Here is a 17,774-nt window from a genome sequence, read left to right as displayed (position 1 = left end):
ACGCACCATCCACCGCCCCTACTAATTGTCAACTGTCAACTGTCAACTGTCAACTGTCAACTGACTTCTTCAATGCCGATCGCAATTTTGCCGACAGCGCGGCCAGTTTCGCTGTACGCGTGGGCGGCGGCTACTTCTGGTAAGCTGTAAGTGCGATCGACAATCGGCTCAACTTTATCGGATTCGATTAACTCCCGCAAAATCTCCAAGTCGGCTGGGTTGGCATTGGCTAGAATGAATTTAGCTTTTTTACCAGGAATAAACCAGCTAGTCAACATCGGTGGGAGGTTGTCGAAACTCGGCAAAGTCGAGATATAAACTCCCTCCGGTTGCAGCACGTTTTCGCATTCAGCAAATGTCTTTGTACCGACAGCATCCAAAATTATATCATACTTTTCGGGTTGTTGAGTAAAATCAATTTCTGCATAATCTAGAACACAATCTGCTCCCAAATCCTTGACAAATTCTATATTCTTGGCGCTGCAAACTCCCGTTACTTCCGCATTCATTGCTTTAGCAACTTGCACCGCAAAAATCCCGACTCCGCCGGAAGCACCGTTAATCAATACTTTGTATCCTGCTTTAATTTCACCCAAATCTCTCAACGCTTGCAAAGCCGTTAAACCTGCGATGGGTACTGCTGCTGCTTCGACATGGGTGATGTTGTGAGGTTTAATTGATGCACTCGATTCTGGCACGACAGCGTATTCGGCACAAGCACCGCCAGCGATTGGATTTAAGAATGTATAAACTTCATCTCCGGGTTGAAATTTAGTGACTTCCGAGCCGACTTCTACGACAACTCCCGAGATGTCGGAACCGACAATTCGAGGAAAGTTAAATCCTGTAAGTAGTTGCAGGTGTCCTTGCCGGATTTTCCAGTCTACGGGATTGACGCTGCTAGCGCGAACTCTGACTAACAATTCGTTCGATTTGGCGATCGGCTTTTCTACTTCTCGGTACTGCAATACGTCAACGCTGCCGTAGCGATCGAACACAACTGCTTTCATGGCGATTTTTTTGATTTATTTTTAAGAGGACATTTAATCATGTACAATTATCATATAGCAAATTCTATTTCGCTTGTGAATGGGATTTATTTTTTTTAACCGCAGAGGGCGCAGAGGGCGCAGAGAAAGAGAAAAGAGAGAGAGAAATGATTGATTTAACTGGAAAGGTAATTTTAGTGACGGGCGGCTCGAAAGGGATTGGTGCAGTGACGGTGCGGACTCTTGTTAATGCTGGGGCCGAGGTGATTTTGCATTACTGTCGCAGTCAGGAAGCGGCGGAATCGGTAGCAGCAAGTGTGGCGGGCGATCGCTGTTATTTATTAGCAGCAGATTTGATGTTACCAAACGCGGCCTCTCTTTTGTGGCAAGATGCTGTAAAGTGGCGCGGTCATATTGATATTATAGTTAATAATGCTGGGATTATGCAGTCGGCTGGTATCGAGGACGATTTTGATATTTGGTCGTCGGCTTGGCAGCAAACTCTACAAGTTAATTTAGTTGCGGTTGCTGATTTGTGCCGGGAAGCAATTCTACATTTTAAAACTCGCAAGGTTGGTACGATTATTAATATAGCAAGTCGCGCTGCTTTTCGCGGCGATGACCCGAATTATCTGCACTACGCTGCATCAAAAGGTGCGATCGTTTCTTTGACTCGCAGCATTGCGAGAGGATTCGCTGCTGATAATATTTTGGCTTTTACTGTGGCGCCGGGATTTGTGAGTACGGAAATGTCGGATAAGTTTATTAGGGAGTGTGGCGAAGCACAGATTGTGCGCGATATCCCGATCGGCAAAATCGCCCCTCCTCAAGATGTCGCCAACGCGATCGCTTTTCTAGCGTCTGGTTTGGCCCAGCACGCTACCGGAACAACGATCGACATTAACGGAGCCTCTTACGTGCATTGACTGTTGACTGTTGACTGTTGACTGTTGATCGTGTTGCTCTACTATAAAATATCTCTAAAGACTCACCTTAACAGCTTTTAAGAATAACTACTTTATCACTTTAGCCAGATGCTCAAAAAACGAGAAGTGACTTATGTTTAGATAAAAAGATAGCCTGAGGGAAAGTGATTGTGACAACAAATAACGGAACTAACACCAAACGAGTTGCCATACTAATCGAAAATGGAGTAGAAGATTCAGAATTTCTGGTTCCTTACAACGCCTTAAAACAAGCAGGATTTGACGTAGTTGTCCTCGGTTCGCGGACAAACGAAAAGTATGCAGGGAAAAATGGTAAAGTCGCCCAGCAAGCTGACGGAACTACCACTGAATCATTAGCAGAAGAATTTGATGCAGTCGTAATTCCCGGCGGTATGGCTCCCGATACCATGCGGACAAATCCCAATACAGTGCGGTTTGTGAAAGAAGCGATGGAGCAAGGAAAAATAGTCGCTGCTGTTTGTCACGGCCCGCAACTTTTGATTGAATCCGACGTACTCAAAGGCAAAAATGCGACTGGTTTCTTGGCAATTAAAACAGACATGATTAATGCCGGAGCTAACTACATCAACGAACCTTTAGTAGTTGACGGTAACTTGATTACTTCCCGCCAACCGGGAGATTTAGGAATATTTACCACCGCTATTTTAGCGCGCCTCGGTTACGGCGGTAAAGCAGTTGGTTTGCCCGAAGAAACTGATACGAGTGCAGAATGGTGGAAACTAGCTAATGGTTGGGGCGGCTCGACACAAGCGGACATTGTGAAAGGTTTGAATACCGCCCTCGCAGGGGAACGCTATGCTTGCGAAGCGTTTCAGAATTATGCGGAAAAAACCGGAGATGCCGATTTGCGATCGCTCCTGGTGGAAATGATCCAAAATAAACAGAAACACATCCTCGCTCTCGAAAACCGCCTCAACGATTTCGGCGAAAAACCCTCAATTCCCGCCCAAATTGCTGACAAATACGCCAAATTAAAAGCCTCGGTGCAAGGAACAGATGAAACATTCTTACTGCGGAGCACTCTAGGAGATTTGCAAACCGGTGTTGTCGATATCAACAACTTGCGGGCGAAGTTCACAGATCCCGTATCAACTGCCATTTTTACAGAGATAGAAGCAGATTTGTCCAAGTGCGAGCAAGTCGTGGCTAAACTCTTCCGCGCCCGCGCCGTTTCCCAAGAAATTAAAGCGCCAAAACCTTCGACTAGCCCCGCTGTCAAAATGTAATATCCACGCGGATTAACAAGTTTGTAGTTGCGCCTAGGGGTGAAAACCCCCACCCAGAGCGCAACTACAAATTTTTGATGCAATAATAAAATATACGCCTTTGCGGTAAAATAAAAGCCGAGCATAAAAAACAGACATCAAGTAGCTGCAAGGTGGAGATTTTTATTAAATGGCTTCTATTTTTGTTTCAGCAGGGCATGGCGGGTTTGAAGGCAGCGTGCGCGATCCCGGGGCGATCGCATTTGGCACCACCGAATCCCAGGAACTTATTCTCACTCGGGATTTATTAGTACCTGAATTGCGGCAGCGAGGTATAGACACCTTCTCTGTACCAGATACTCTTAGCTTAATCGAAAGTATCGCTTGGATCAATAGTCGCTCTCAGCCGGGAGATGTAGCGGTTGAAATACACATAGACGCTTTTTCTAATCCCCAAGTCCGCGGTGCTAGCGCGTTTTATATTGGTAGCAACCCCAGACGAAAAGCAGATGCAGATTTAATTTTAAATGGCTATTTACGCAGGTGTCCACAAATACCGAATCGTGGCGCAAGAGCAGATACAGAAGCTGGTGTTGGTAGCCTTGCATTCTGTCGGCGCGTAAATATTCCTTCGCTGTTAATAGAACTCGGTTTTTTAACTAACATTGATGACTTGCGAACTATTCAAAATCGCCGCCGTGATGTCGCCCTCGGACTCGCTGACGGACTTGAAGCTTGGTTAAACAATACTCCTTTAAAACCCTTACCGACACCGACACCGACACCGACACCTGCACCGACACCGACACCGACACCGACACCGACACCAAAACCTATAGTTTATCCTTTAATTAATATCCAAATCAACGGTGCGCCCCACGAAGACAAAGGCATTTTGGTCAACGGAAATGCTTTTGTCCCTTCCGAAGTTCTAGACGCTCTCAATGTTAAACCAGAAACAGCCGATCGCCGAATCACCTACAATGGAGTAGTATTCGTGCGGGCTGTCGATTTGCGCGATCGCGACATTTCCGTAACTTGGGATCAGGCCACCACATCAGTATCCCTGCGATCGCGCCGTGATATCCTCTCCGGCGTAGGAAAAATCATGGGACGCGGTTTAACTACCGCCCAACAAATCACAGTATTTCTCACCAAAACAAACAGCAAAGCCCTGGTAATATTTCCCAACCTACCTCAAATTTACGTCCAAGAAGCAGCCGCAGAAGGCGTCAATCACGACGTAGCTTTTTGCCAAATGTGTTTAGAAACAAACTATCTCAACTTTGGCGGTGCAGTCAAACCAGAACAATTCAACTTTGCTGACATGGGAATCGTCAGCCCCACAAATTCCGGCATTTCCTTTCCCGATGCCAGAACAGGAATTAGAGCGCAAATTCAGCACCTAAAAGCTTACGCCAGTACCGAACCAATCAACCAACCTTTAGTTAAAGAAAACGTGCGTTTTCGTTTTGTCAAGCGCGGCGTAGCCCCCACCGTCAACGAACTTGCAGGTCGCTGGAATTCTGACCCTTTATACGGACAAAAAATCATCAATATCATCCGGCTGCTTTACGAAAATGCCAGTTTGCTGTAGTCGGTTGACAGTTGACAGTTGACAGTTGCTATAGCAATTATAGTTGTATTAGTTATTTGTTATTAGTTATTTGTGACTTGCTACTAATAACAAATAACTAATAACTAATAACCGCTCCCCAATGCCCCATTCCCAATGCCCAATGCCCCATTCCCAATTCCCAATTCCCGATTATAAATACAACTATGGTTTCCAGCACAAATCGCTTTTCCGACATTCAAAATCATTGGGCAAAAATATTCATTGATGGCTTAGTAGAAAGGGCCGTAATCAGCGGTTTTCCCGATCGCACTTTTCGCCCCAACAGCAACCTCACCCGGGCCCAATTCGCCGCCATAGTCAGCAAAGCCTTTCCCGTACCCGACAAACGGCCCTACATACCCTTTATCGACGTTCCCGCCACCCACTGGGCCGCCACAGCCATTCAAGCAGCATATAAAAGAGGATTTATCTCCGGCTATCCCGACAACCTGTTTAAACCCGAAAGCCTGATTACCAGGGCCGAAGCATTAGTTGCCTTAGTCAGCGGCATATTTGGGTCAAACGCTGTACCGACAAGCAATCTGGTTCTATCAAACATCTACCAAGACAGCACAGAAATTCCTAATTATGCCAAAAAGGCGATCGTCATAGCCACCCAATCCGAAATAGTCGTCAACGCCCCCAACTTAAACCTATTAAATCCCGCCGGAAACGCCACCAGAGCCGATGTAGTCGCCTGGGTTTATCAAGCATTAGTATATCTCAAAAGAGCGCCGCAAATATACAATCAATATATTATAGTTCTCAGTAAAGTTCCCAGGCCGCAAGTTTACGTCAACCACCAGCGAGAATTTCGCGGAGTTTGGATAACATCCGTGTGGAATATTGACTGGCCATTCAGCAACAAACTCTCAACAGAACAGCAAAAAGCCGAACTCCTGAAAATCCTGGACAGGCTGCAAGAAATGAATTTCAATGCAATTATCCTCCAAATTCGAGCTGCGGGCGACGCCCTTTACGCCTCAGAATTAGAACCTTGGAGTGCGTGGCTGACAGGAACTCAAGGAAAGCCACCGCAACCTTACTATGACCCTTTAATATTTGCCGTTACAGAAAGCCACAAACGCAACATCGAAGTTCACGCTTGGTTCAATCCGTACCGCGCCAAAGTTTCCACTCAAACCCCTCCCAACGTCCGCCCGCACCTCTCAGTTACCAATCCCGAATGCGTTTATCCGTGGGGCGACGACTTGTGGATGGATCCGGGAATTGATTTAGTTTTAGACAAGACTTACAACGTAATTTTAGATGTAGTTAAGCGCTACGATATAGACGGCGTTCACTTCGACGATTATTTCTATCCCTATCCCATTGACGGTCAAGAATTTCCCGACAGCAAGATTTACAATAGTTATATTTCTAGAGGCGGCCAAATGAGTTTAGGAGACTGGCGCCGCGAAAATGTCAACAAATTAGTTAGAAGACTCGGACAAGGAATTAAAACAGTCAAACCCAACGTAAAATTCGGCATCAGTCCCTTCGGTATTTATCGACCCGGACAACCACCACAAAGTCGCGGTTTAGACGCCTACGAAACACTCTATGCCGACGCCAAAAAATGGTTAGAATCAGGTTGGGTAGATTATCTAAATCCTCAACTTTACTGGCGCATCGATCAAACAGCTCAAAGCTATCCAATGTTGCTGGAATGGTGGCTAGAAAACAACCCCCAAAACCGACATATTTATGTAGGAAACAACTTAGGAAGACTTGACGGCAACAAGTGGACTGTGCAGGAAATAAACAATCAAATTGAGATTACGCGCAACTCTAAAGACAGCTTAGCTTTAGGCAATGTTTTCTTCAGCATGAAAGCATTTAGCGACAACCGCCAGCAAATCTACGACAATTTTAAATCCACTACATACGCGCAACCCGCACTCGTTCCCGCGATGCCTTGGCAAAATGGAAAGCCGCCGGCCCCTCCAGTATCAGTGGTAGTACAAAAAGTGGGGAATAGCAATGTTTTGCAGTGGAAAAATCCCGTCGATAAAAACATCCGTTCTTGGACGCTTTATCAAAAGAATGGTGATAGCTGGAAACTCATCAAAATCATCAATGCAGACACCGTACAAGTAACGGTAGGAACGGGAATTTATGCTTTGTGTGCGGTTAGCATAATGGCCGTAGAAAGTGTCGGAGTTTTCATAGAAATCTGAGGATAAAACATAAAAATATTCCTGATATCAATTCCGGTTACATCGGGATGATATAAACGGAGGAAACGGCACTGCCGTTTCCCTACCTCGATTAATTGCAGGGAAACGGCAGTGCGGTTTCCTCATTGTGGGTAATATAATTCAATACCGTTTACTTAAGACCGCCCTGGGGTAAAACCCTATGAAAAATAGATACTCTTGTTTGCTTCGTTCCTCGCAATGACAATCTTAAGTAAACCGTATTGATCTATATGTAGCGTATTCGAGGTTTGTGAAGTGTAGGGACACTCCGAGAGCCCATAGGTGTCAACTTAAGGTCAAATCCAGTCAGAGATTGCTGTTTGACTATTAAATCTAGATCCCCCCTAGCCCTCCTTAAGAAGTAGGGTGGTTTTATTGTCAGGATAGGAAATATAAAACTACCAAAAGTATCGCTCAAATGTCGGCTCGCGTTTGGGCCAAGGTACGTAGTTGCGCTTTTAGCGCTCTTTCCTAATATTATAAGGAGCGCTGAAGCGCAACTACGTACCTAATTTGTCTGAGGACAATAAAACCGCCCTACCTAGCCCCCCTTCTTAAGGGGGGGGACAAGAACGTACTCAAAGTCCCCCTTCTTAAGGGGGATTTAGGGGGATCTGGACTATGGTAAAAACGACATTTATCAAGGCTTTCAGGCTTAAGTTGACACGCCTTGGGCAGTGCCGTGTCCCTACGGGGAGCGAGTGTACTTCATAAATGTGGAATTTGCTGTATGTTGCCAAACTTGCGGACAAGTTGAATAGAGACAGATCCAGCGATCGTTCAACTTTTTGAGCTACTTTAAAATCATCCCAAACATAAACTGAATATAGTTCTTCAGCGGAGCATCACTTTTGCTCAGTTTCATTTGCAACAAAGCACCTTCCCAACTATTTAAACAAAACTCTGCTAAGTCTTGAGCCTTTTGGTTTTTGGAGATTTCACCCGCAGTTTGGGCAGCTTCAATGCACTCAGCAAACTGATCTCGCCAGCGATCCGTAGCTTCTTGCAACCGCAGGCGAAAGCGATCGTTTTGATCGGCCATTTCTTGGCTGAGATTGCCAAACAAACAGCCTTCTCGGTATTGCAGAGTTTCAAATTCCTCTAACTTAAAGGTAAAATAACGCTTCAGCCGATTCAGAGGAGTGAGATTGATATCACCTAAATACTGTTCGACAATGCGATCGTGCATTTGGGAATCGTACTCGATGATTGCCAAACCGAATTCTTCTTTGCTACTGAAGAAGTGATAGAAAGAGCCTTTCGGAACCCCTACCGCTTGCAAAACTTCCTGAATTCCGGCGTGATTGTATCCTTTTTCCACAATGATTCGTCGCCCTGCTTTAATCAGAGCAAGTTTGGTATCTTCTTTGATGGCAACTTTTCCACTCATAAACAATGTTACTAGACCAGTCGTCTCGCTCGACGTTTTGAGATTAGCCTAATTTTGATGATTTTGTCAAGAAGGAGGGGCTTTAGTCATGGTATTAAAAAAACAATAATTTCAGGTGATGTAAGATAAAGTTCGATCGCAAACTCTCCCTATCCAAACATGAGCGCCACCGCACCAAAGCCCGCCTCAATGTGGAGTCCCCTAGCCCAGCCCGTATTTCGGGCCCTCTGGCTGGCCTCGGGAGTTTCCAGCATCGGCACCTGGATGCACGACGTAGGGGCATCCTGGCTGATGACATCCCTATCCCCGTCGCCCCTGCTAATTGCCATGATGCAAGCAGCATCCAGCTTGCCATTTTTCATGCTAGCGCTGCCCGCCGGCGCGATCGCCGATGTAGTTGACAGACGCCGCCTGCTATTATTCACCCAAGGCTGGATGCTTGCCGCCGCAGCACTTTTGGGAATTCTCACCGTTGCCAACCTCACAACTCCCTGGATACTCCTAACATTAACCTTTGTGATGAGCATCGGCAGCGCCGTAAATATGCCAGTCTGGCAAGCAATTACCCCCGAATTAGTTGCCAAAGAACAACTGCCGTCAGCCGTAACATTGACCGGAATTGTCATCAATTTATCGCGATCCGTAGGCCCCGCTTTAGCAGGAATTATCATCGCATCCGCCGGAACAGGCTTCGTCTTTTTGCTGAATGCAGCTTCCTTTATCGGAGTCATTCTAGTCATTTATACGTGGCAGAGAAAGCCCCAAGAAACAGCTTTACCCGCAGAAAGATTTATCGGCGCAATGCAAGCCGGAATCCGCTACGTGCGCTATTCTCCACCTTTTCAAGCAGTCCTGATCCGCGCTGGGGCATATATTTTCTTTGCCAGCGCTTTGTTTGCCATGCTGCCACTTTTGGGTCGCCGAGAATTAGGTTTAGATGCTTTTAGATACGGGATAATTCTCGGTTTTTGGGGAATCGGTGGGTTAGCCGGAGCATTTATTTTGCCCAAAATCCGGCAGCGAATTTCGACTGATTTGTCGGTAGCAGCCGCATCGGCGGTGTTTGGAACAATGATGCTGGTATTGAGTTATGCGCGCAATTTCTATGCAGTATGCGCGGCGATGCTGGTGGTGGGATTGTCGTCTTTGACAGTGATGGTAAGTTTGAATGTAGCTGCTCAAACAGCCGTTCCTACATGGGTGCGGGCAAGAGCATTAGCGACATATTTGTTAGTATTTCAAGGCAGCATGACTTTCGGGAGTTTGCTGTGGGGAATCATTGCCCAGCAAGCAGGAATTTCTGTTAGTTTAAACATGGCAGGAGTTGGGGCGATCGCGACTACAGCCCTCGCCACTCGCTACCGTCTCCGATGTGCGGAAAAAATGGATTTAACATCTTCCCTGCACTGGCAGCAACCAGCCCACTCTTTTGAACCATCTCCCAACGACGGCCCGGTATTAATTACTTTAGAATACTGCATCGATCCGGCCGATGCAAATAGTTTTAAACAAGTAATGCAAGCACTAAGTCGCACCAGGCGGCGCGACGGGGCGATTCAGTGGGGATTGTATCAAGATTTATCCCATCCCAGCCGATTTGTAGAAACGATAATTGTCGAATCTTGGGCAGAGCACAAACGCCAATTCGAGCGAGTCACAAATGCCGATCGCGCGATCGAAGAAACAGCCCGCGCTTTTCACATCGGAGACACCCCCCCCAAAGTTTCCCAAATGATTTACGGCAATCCTGACAATAGATAAATTCTAGAGACAACCAACTGACTAATAACTAATGACTGCTGACTAATCCTAATAAATTCTTCCTTCCGACAGAAGACTTTTGGCCTGCAAATACGATATGGTGTTGCCAATATTTTGATGTTGAGGATAAAAAAACTGTGGTTCCCTTACGCGATGACAATCCCACCAGTATCACTCCCTACGTTACCTTCGGGCTGATTGCTGCAAACGTATTAGTATTTTTGTACGAACTCAGTTTGGGCGATCGCCAATTAACGCAATTTTTCTACTCTTGGGCGGTCGTTCCTTGCCAGTTAAGCAATATGTGTCGGGTGTCTCTGCCAGTTTCGCCATTTCCCGAATGGACGACACTAATTAGCTCGCAATTCCTGCACGCAGGCTTTCTCCACATTGCCGGAAATATGTTATTTTTGTGGATTTTTGGTAACAACGTAGAAGACCGTTTAGGACACGTAAAATATTTAATATTTTACCTTACTTGCGGCGTTTTAGCATCACTAACTCAGTGGTATTTTTCCTCATCATCGGCTATTCCTGCCCTGGGCGCTAGCGGCGCGATCGCAGGCGTGATGGGCGCATACATTCTCAGATATCCCCAAGCCAAAGTTCTTACTTTACTACCTCTGGGCATTTTTATTACTACAGTCAGAGTTCCCGCTTTCTTCTTTCTCGGATTTTGGTTTGCACAGCAAGCATTGAGCGGCTTAGCTTCCTTGAATGCGCCGGCAAGTGTGGGCATGGAATCCGGGGGAGTTGCCTATTGGGCTCATGCCGGCGGCTTTGTTTTTGGCGCGATTCTCGGCCCTTTATTGGGACTTTTTTCTGATGAAAATCCGATTTAGATAGGACGTACGGTTGAAACCGCGTCTACACAAACAAAGTCCGCCTCCGCGGACTGAAGAAAATAACGTAATTTCAACAGCCCGCTGTTCTACTCTTCAACCCACGGAGGTGGGTTTTGTTTGTATAGAGGCGGTTTCAACCGCGAGCGTCTTCTATCTATTCCTAGATAAACGTGAAGTCAAATCCCGAAAGAGAAGAAACTCCTGTTACACCATTTAACTTCGCCAAAATGCGAGAATCGTTGCCGGCGAGGTTATTGCCATTGCCGTCATAAATGATGTATGTATTGCCACCGGAATCGTAGGCAAACAAGAATGCACTTCCTCCCAGAATATTTGCAGAAACAGTTGTCTGCACGTTCAGTAGAACTAGGGTGCCACTATTGAGATTCGGGAATCCGGGGGCAAAGTTAAATTGATCGGCGATCGGCACACCGAGACCGGTAAAATCAGTAATCACATCGTATCCGCCTGCGGCGATCGCAGCATTGATTGCCGCCGAAGAAGCCGCATCAAAGGCCAGCCCACCATCCGCAGGACTTGTATAGCGGAATTGATTGCTGCCGCCGCCGCCCGTTATGGTATCTGCACCCAGGCCGCCTACGAGCACGTCGTTATCCAAACCGCCGTTCATCGTATCGTTGCCGCCTTGGCCGTCAACAGTATCTGCCCCTGCAAAACCGTTCAAATTGTCCGGCAAAGAACCACCAACCAATTTGTTAGGCCCGCTATCAGCCGCCAAGATGGAAACGGCGATCGTACCTGTGCCCGGAATTGTCCCGAATCCGTCGCTGACGCTGTAGGTGAAAGTAGTTGTACCCGCTACGTTGCCGGGGATGAACTGCACCTGAGTGCCGAGATTCACAGCTATGCCCAGTTTTGGCGTGCCGACATTGATAATGCTGAGTGGCCCTTTCTGCGGGCTGGAATCGTTGGCGAGTACGTCGATGAATGTCGGCAGCAAATTATTCGTATTCGTAAATACGATGCCGTCATCGCCAAGCACCGGCGGCAAGCTAGTCGGAAGGGTTGACGATGTATTGAAAGAGTTGATGTTAATCGCAACTGAGGCTGCCGCCGTGCCACCTTGATCGTCCGCTACGCTGTAGCTGAAGGAACCGGCTGACCCGATTACATCAGTTTTAGGTTGGAATTGCAGGCCGAGTAATTCCTGAACTGTCAGTTTTTGGTTCAGGGCGATCGGAGTTGTACCGACAACTACTTGACCGAAATTCGGATTGGGCACTCCGATTACTCCGATCGACAATGGTTGGCCCTCTGGATCTGTCGGCTGCGAAATACTTAGAGACAGAGGCGAATTCTGCAAAGCTGTCAGCGTTTTACCAGTTTCGACGATCGGCAGTTCGTTAGGAGTCGGAGTGGTAAAACTCGGCGGAACTGGCCCACCACCGAAAGGCGGAGGAGTTGGGGTTGTCGCAGTTGGAGTCGGGACAATAGAAGGACTCGGACTCGGAGTTGTCCCCGGTGATGGAGTCGGACTCGGAACCTGTGTCGGTAATGTCCCCGGCGACGGAGTTGGACTCGGATTTGTCAGTCGGACTTGTTGCCGGAGTCGGACTTGTTGCCGGAGTCGGACTTGTTGCCGGAGTCGGACTTGTTGCCGGAGTCGGACTTGTTGCCGGAGTCGGACTCGTTGCCGGAGTCGGACTCGTTGCCGGAGTTGGACTTGTTGCCGGAGTCGGACTTGTTGCCGGAGTTGGAGAAGCAGTTGTCCCCGTCGGTGGCGGTGTCGTAACAGGTTTTGTCCCCGTTGAGGGTGTCGGGGAAGCCGTTGTCCCCGTTGGTGTCGGGGAAGCCGTTGTCCCCGTTGGTGTCGGGGAAGCCGTTGTCCCCGTTGGTGTCGGGGAAGCCGTTGTCCCCTGAATAGTAAAGGGATTATCTTCTACGCGCGGTATTCGAGCCGTAGTGAACCTAGATTCATCTAGCGAACCAGGTCGCACATCAACCAACACCGCCAAAAATTCGCCAGTTTGCTTGTCCTGAATAATCGTGTTGCTAGAATTCGAGCCTTGACCCTGGAAGATGTTTAACTGTGTAAAGTTCAGACCTCCAGCCAAGCCGATCGAATCTCCTGCCTTAAAATCTCTGATTAAATCAGCATCACCGATCTCGCGGCCGCCAGTAGTCAGAAACCCGCTACTAGAAACCGACGTACCCACCCTACCGAGAACAAAGATATCCGAACCCTCGCCTCCTGTCAGAGTATCAGACCCGCGATCGCCCGTCAGAATATCATCCCCAGCATCTCCAGACAGAGCATCATTGCCATCTCCTCCAAATAGCAGGTCATCACCCTCGCCACCCTCACCAGTATCGTTACCAACACCGCCGCTGATGACATCCCCACCGTCGGCGCCCAAAAGAATATCATTGCCCGCAGCGCCGATCAGGCAGTCATTGCCCGTGTCGCCAAAAACAGTGTCACTGCCCTTGTCGCCAAAAATCAGGTCGTCTTCCGCACCTCCGCGCAGACAGTCATTGCCTTTACCGCCGTACAGCGTATCGTTGCCTTCCGAACCCAAGACAACATCGTTGCCCTGGTCGCCAAAAGCTGCATCGTTGCCCTGGTCGCCAGAAACCAAGTCATCGCCTTTGCCGCCCCGCACGGTGTCATTACTGCGCCCGCCTTCAACGATATCTTTACCAGCGCCACCATTGAGAGAATCGTTACCGTCTTCGCCCCTGATGATATCGTCCCCGTCCCGACCCAGAATCGTGTCGTCCCCGTCGCGCCCGGAAATCGTGTCGTTGAACAAGCTGCCGATTAAATAGTTATTCCCGTCATTGGCGACAACTACACCATCGACAAACAGCGGCTGTGGGGGAGGCGTGGGTACAGTCGGAGTTGGTCGAGGCACCGGTACGATCGAAATCCCCGGGCCTGTCCCCATCATCGTCGGAGTTGTCCCCGTCATCGACGGAGTTGTCCCCGTCATCGTCGGAGTTGTCCCCGCCATCGACGGAGAAGTCCCCGTCATCGACGGAGAAGTCCCCGTCATCGACGGAGAAGTCCCCGTCATCGTTGGAGAAGTCCCCGTCATCGACGGAGAAGTCCCCGTCATCGACGGAGTTGTCCCCGGCGACGGCGTAGGAGTGGTCTCCGGTATAATAATTACTGGTACTGCACTGGGCATTTTTCGGACTCCTTGCGACGCTACTCAAAAACGACTAGATAAACTTAAAGTCAGAGGCAGTAATGACGGTGCTAAGAGCTCCCGGCACTGTAGGAATAGAATTCAACACTGCCAAATCGAAAGCTGGGAGACTGTCGTCTGCCACATTCGGGTCAAAGCCAAGAACATACTGGTTAAAAGTATTGTTCAGGTACACGAAGAAAGCTCCAGTTTTGCTCGAACCGTTTTGATTCTTCAACACTGCATTGATTGCTTGAGCGTTGTCAAATTTAGATTCAAACAAAATCACTTCTTGCTTGCTGATGTTGTCGCCGCCACTGCCGATATTCCTGACGATAAAACTGGTGAAATCGTTAGTAGTTCCCGAGTTGGTTAAACCTGCGAAATTTGACGACCTGAACAAGAATCTGTCGGTGCCGGTGCCATTAGCATTAAAGTCAGTAATGATATCTACACCTTCACTCGGAGTTTCGTAGTAGAAGAAATCATTACCAGCATCGCCGGTGAGCAAGTCAGAACCGTTCCCGCCGCCCAAAATATCATTGCCCGCACCGCCGGAAAGCGAGTCATTGTCATCGCCACCCAATACCAAGTCGTTGCCGAAGGCGCCGCTGAGACAGTCGCTACCGGCGCCGCCGTCTACAGTGTCGTCGCCCGCTTCGCCCAACAGGGAGTCGCCGCCGCCCTCGCCTAATATGTAGTCGTTGCCCGCACCTCCGAGTCCGGTGTCGCTGCCTTCTCCACCTAAAATGGTGTCTTCGCTATCGCCGCCGGAGATCGAATCGTTATTGATACCGCCATCGAGCAAGTCTCTGCCGATGCTGCCATCGAGGATGTCGTCGCCGGCACCGCCCTCGATCGAGTCATCGCCAATTCCACCCAATAATGTGTCGGTGCCGCTGCCTCCAAGTATCGAGTCCTCGCCGGCTTCTCCCAATATCGAATCATTCCCAGCGCCGCCGTCAATGGTGTCGCCGTTGTCACCGCCCGAGATGATGTCATTGTCATTGCCGCCGAACATCAAATCGTTGCCCAGTCCGCCAACTAGCGAATCTATGCCATCTTCGCCATTGATGGTGTCGTTGCCCAGTCCGCCGTCGAGGTTGTCGTTGCCGATCGAACCCAGCAGCGAGTCATTGCCTGCATCACCGAATGCAAAGTCGTCGCCGCCCCTGCCGTCGATGATGTCGTCCCCGGCACCGCCTGAGATGGTATCGTTGCCTGCCCCGCCGATGATGTAGTCGCTGATGTTGCTGCCTGTAAAGCTGCTGGCAGGAAGTGCGGTGCGATCGACAATATTATCTACCACCGTAATGCTGAAGGATGCCGGCCCGATCTTTGAAGACCCGTCGGAGGCTGTAAACGTGAAACTGTCGCTGCCACCTCCTGCTAACAAGTTGTATTTGACAATGTTGTTGTTGACATCGTCTTGGCTAAATTTGCCGCCCACGTTGAGAAATGTGGTGCCCCTTTGCACAAAACCTCTGGTAGCGTCGGGGGCTTTAGTAATCGTGTAAACAATTTCCGATGGAGGGTTGTCGGGATCTGTCACCAACAAATCGGCGGCGGTGATTGTCTGAGTAGGAGCACTTTTGGCAACCACCACACCATCGTTAATAACTAGCTGTGGGGGGTTGCTGACGTTGATAGTTACTGTTGCCTGAGCAGTGCCGCGGTTGCCGTCTGAGATCGAGTAGCTGAAGCTGTCAGAACCAGAGAAGCCAGCATTTGGGGTGTATTGGAAGTCGCCGCCGCCCAAGGGAGTCAGAGTTCCTTTGGCTGTTGGGGTAAAAGTCGTAACCGTCAAAGGGTTCTTGTCTGCATCGGTGTCGTTCAACAGAACGTTGAAAGTGAGACCTTGACCTGAAACCGTAGTGAAGTTGTCGTTAACTGCGACTGGAAGCTGATTGACAGGTGTCGGACTCGGACTTCCTGTCGGCGTCGGACTTCCTGTCGGTGTCGGGCTTCCTGTCGGCGTTGGCGTTGGACTCGGACTTGCCGTCGGCGTGGGGAAGATTGGCCTCGGACTCGGCGTCGGAGTGTCTGTGGGAGTCGGAGTGTCTGTGGGTGTGGGAGTCGGACTCGGTGTCGGAGTTGGTGTGGGAGTCGGACTTGCCGTCGGTGTGGGAGTCGGCGTCGGACTCGGAGTCGGCGTCGGAGCTGGTAGTGGGGTGGCGCTGCCTGGAACTATGGGGGCAATTACAAATGAGCTGCGTCCCAAGGTTCTGCTGTCTACTCCGGGCAATACTGCTAAAAAGTCGCCGCTGACGCCGTTGCGAATAATGGTGCTGCCGGCTTTGCTGTCGGTGCTTTGGAAGATTACCAAATCTTCAAACTTGAGGTCGCCGCTCAGCCCGATCGCATCTTCACCTTGGCGAAAGTCTGTGAAAATATCAGCATCGGCGATATCCGGGCCGCCTGTGGTGAGAAATGCTGGGTTAGTGCCGTTGCTGCTGCTGCCACCGGGGGTACTGAAGGTACCGATAACGAAGACATCTCTGCCTTCGCCTCCTGCTACTATGTCTTTGCCTGCTTCGCCCCAAAGAATATCGTTGCCAGCACCACCGTCCACGATGTCGTCCCCAGCACCGCCGAACACGATGTCATCGCCGTCACCTGCAAAAATGGTATCCGCGCCGCCATTGCCGTAGAGCCAGTCGCCTCCTTCGTTGCCAAATAGCAAGTCTTCGCCTTCGCCACCGAAGAGCGAGTCATTACCTTGATCGCCCCAGAGAACGTCATCGCCGCGATCGCCCAAAAAGCTGTCGTCGCCCAACCCACCGCGCAAGCTGTCGGTGCCTTTGCCGCCGTAGGCTGTATCTTTGCCTTCGCCTCCAATTACCGTATCGTTGCCGTCATTGCCGTACAACAAATCGGGGTTATTTCCCCCGTCGAGGGAATCGCTGCCTTTGCCTCCGTACAGGGTATCGAGTCCTGAACCGCCGTCGAGCACGTCGTTGCCGGGGCCACCAAACAATACGTCCTCATCATCATTGCCAAAAACTAAATCATCGCCACCAGATCCTTGCAGGTTGTCGTTGCCTTGCAGCCCGGAAATCACGTCGGGGCCGGGACTGCCAACTAACGAGTCGTTGGTTTCTGTTCCCCGAAGTACGCCCCCGATGATTGAGGGTACGGTACCTTTTCCTCCGCCCAATGTGTCGTCTATGCCGCCCAATGTGTCGTCGGAAGGCCTTGGCGTCGTCGGTGTCGGCGTCGTCGGTGTCGGCGTCGTCGGTGTCGGCGTCGTCGGTGTTGGTGTCGTCGGCGTTGGCGTTGTCTCCGGCGTTGGCGTTGGCGTTGGCTCAACTATAATAATTGGTACTGCACTGGGCATTATTTTGGCTCCTTATCAAAGACGATCCCGATTAACTTTAAGAAGTGATTAGTATCAGCTTGTTGCCACAAATCTGGCCTAAAATTGATTATTGACACTCCCCGGTCTGAAGACGCGGGGATTCTTAAGGACAAACTTTGGGGGATGAATCCGCCCAAAGTTTAATTCTTAAAGGGTTAGTCAGTAACCCGCTACCCACTCGCTCAACTATTGAGTCTATGGCTACTTTTGATTTCCTAATGATGTTTGCCGCACCGTTAACATCTGCATTCAGAATTGATTTCTGAGCAGAACGGTATAAACCTCGT

11 protein-coding genes and 1 pseudogene are annotated in these 17,774 nt (G+C 49.3%); 6 read left to right on the top strand and 6 right to left on the bottom strand.

Annotated features, from left to right (window positions below):
* Positions 1 to 56: 56 nt before the first annotated feature.
* Positions 57 to 1,010 carry an NAD(P)-dependent alcohol dehydrogenase gene (locus JGK36_RS16150; RefSeq protein ID WP_293197476.1) on the bottom strand — a complete coding sequence of 318 codons (954 nt, stop codon included), beginning with the start codon at positions 1,008 to 1,010 and terminating at the stop codon, positions 57 to 59.
* 146 nt (positions 1,011 to 1,156) lie between these two features.
* Here JGK36_RS16150 and JGK36_RS16145 point away from each other — a divergent pair, with 146 nt between their 5' ends.
* The 4 genes from JGK36_RS16145 to JGK36_RS16130 all read left to right on the top strand — a co-directional run bounded on the left by JGK36_RS16145 (position 1,157) and on the right by JGK36_RS16130 (position 6,960).
* Complete coding sequence (locus JGK36_RS16145) at positions 1,157 to 1,915, top strand: SDR family NAD(P)-dependent oxidoreductase (RefSeq protein ID WP_293197475.1); 759 nt, start codon at positions 1,157 to 1,159, stop codon at positions 1,913 to 1,915.
* Positions 1,916 to 2,085: 170 nt separating this feature from the next.
* A complete protein-coding gene (locus JGK36_RS16140) occupies positions 2,086 to 3,183 on the top strand; it encodes a DJ-1/PfpI/YhbO family deglycase/protease (protein ID WP_293197474.1) in 1,098 nt (365 codons plus the stop codon).
* A 169-nt stretch (positions 3,184 to 3,352) separates the two neighbouring features.
* Positions 3,353 to 4,759: an N-acetylmuramoyl-L-alanine amidase gene (locus JGK36_RS16135; protein ID WP_293184088.1), complete on the top strand. Its 1,407-nt coding sequence runs from the start codon at positions 3,353 to 3,355 to the stop codon at positions 4,757 to 4,759.
* Positions 4,760 to 4,944: 185 nt separating this feature from the next.
* Complete coding sequence (locus JGK36_RS16130) at positions 4,945 to 6,960, top strand: family 10 glycosylhydrolase (protein ID WP_293184085.1); 2,016 nt, start codon at positions 4,945 to 4,947, stop codon at positions 6,958 to 6,960.
* 814 nt (positions 6,961 to 7,774) lie between these two features.
* Here the strand turns inward: JGK36_RS16130 and JGK36_RS16125 are convergent.
* A complete protein-coding gene (locus JGK36_RS16125; protein WP_293184083.1) occupies positions 7,775 to 8,371 on the bottom strand; it encodes a TetR/AcrR family transcriptional regulator in 597 nt (198 codons plus the stop codon).
* Positions 8,372 to 8,530: 159 nt separating this feature from the next.
* On the opposite strand from JGK36_RS16125, the gene JGK36_RS16120 reads away from it, so the two are divergent.
* Together JGK36_RS16120 and JGK36_RS16115 are read left to right on the top strand one after the other, a co-directional pair.
* Entirely contained in the window at positions 8,531 to 10,132 is a 1,602-nt protein-coding gene (locus tag JGK36_RS16120) for an MFS transporter (protein ID WP_293184081.1), read from the top strand.
* Positions 10,133 to 10,269: 137 nt separating this feature from the next.
* Positions 10,270 to 10,974, top strand: coding sequence for a rhomboid family intramembrane serine protease (locus JGK36_RS16115; protein ID WP_293184079.1), 705 nt, complete (start codon positions 10,270 to 10,272; stop codon positions 10,972 to 10,974).
* 163 nt (positions 10,975 to 11,137) lie between these two features.
* Here JGK36_RS16115 and JGK36_RS16110 read toward each other — a convergent pair whose 3' ends face one another.
* From JGK36_RS16110 to JGK36_RS16095, 4 genes and pseudogenes are all read right to left on the bottom strand, one after another.
* Entirely contained in the window at positions 11,138 to 12,301 is a 1,164-nt protein-coding gene (locus JGK36_RS16110; RefSeq protein WP_293197473.1) for a calcium-binding protein, read from the bottom strand.
* Between the two features lie 40 nt (positions 12,302 to 12,341).
* Positions 12,342 to 14,129 (bottom strand): hypothetical protein, encoded by a 1,788-nt coding sequence (locus JGK36_RS16105; protein WP_293201000.1) that lies wholly within the window; start codon positions 14,127 to 14,129, stop codon positions 12,342 to 12,344.
* Positions 14,130 to 14,163: 34 nt separating this feature from the next.
* Entirely contained in the window at positions 14,164 to 17,466 is a 3,303-nt protein-coding gene (locus tag JGK36_RS16100) for an Ig-like domain-containing protein (protein WP_293197471.1), read from the bottom strand.
* A gap of 124 nt (positions 17,467 to 17,590) precedes the next feature.
* Positions 17,591 to 17,774, bottom strand: a pseudogene (locus tag JGK36_RS16095) (RNA-guided endonuclease TnpB family protein); the annotation flags it as partial.

The organism is Microcoleus sp. PH2017_35_SFW_U_B (genome assembly GCF_020737865.1).
GTDB lineage: Bacteria > Cyanobacteriota > Cyanobacteriia > Cyanobacteriales > Microcoleaceae > Microcoleus.
The sequence above is the reverse complement of the archived record's forward strand: the minus strand, read 5'-3'. Positions and strand labels throughout refer to the sequence as shown.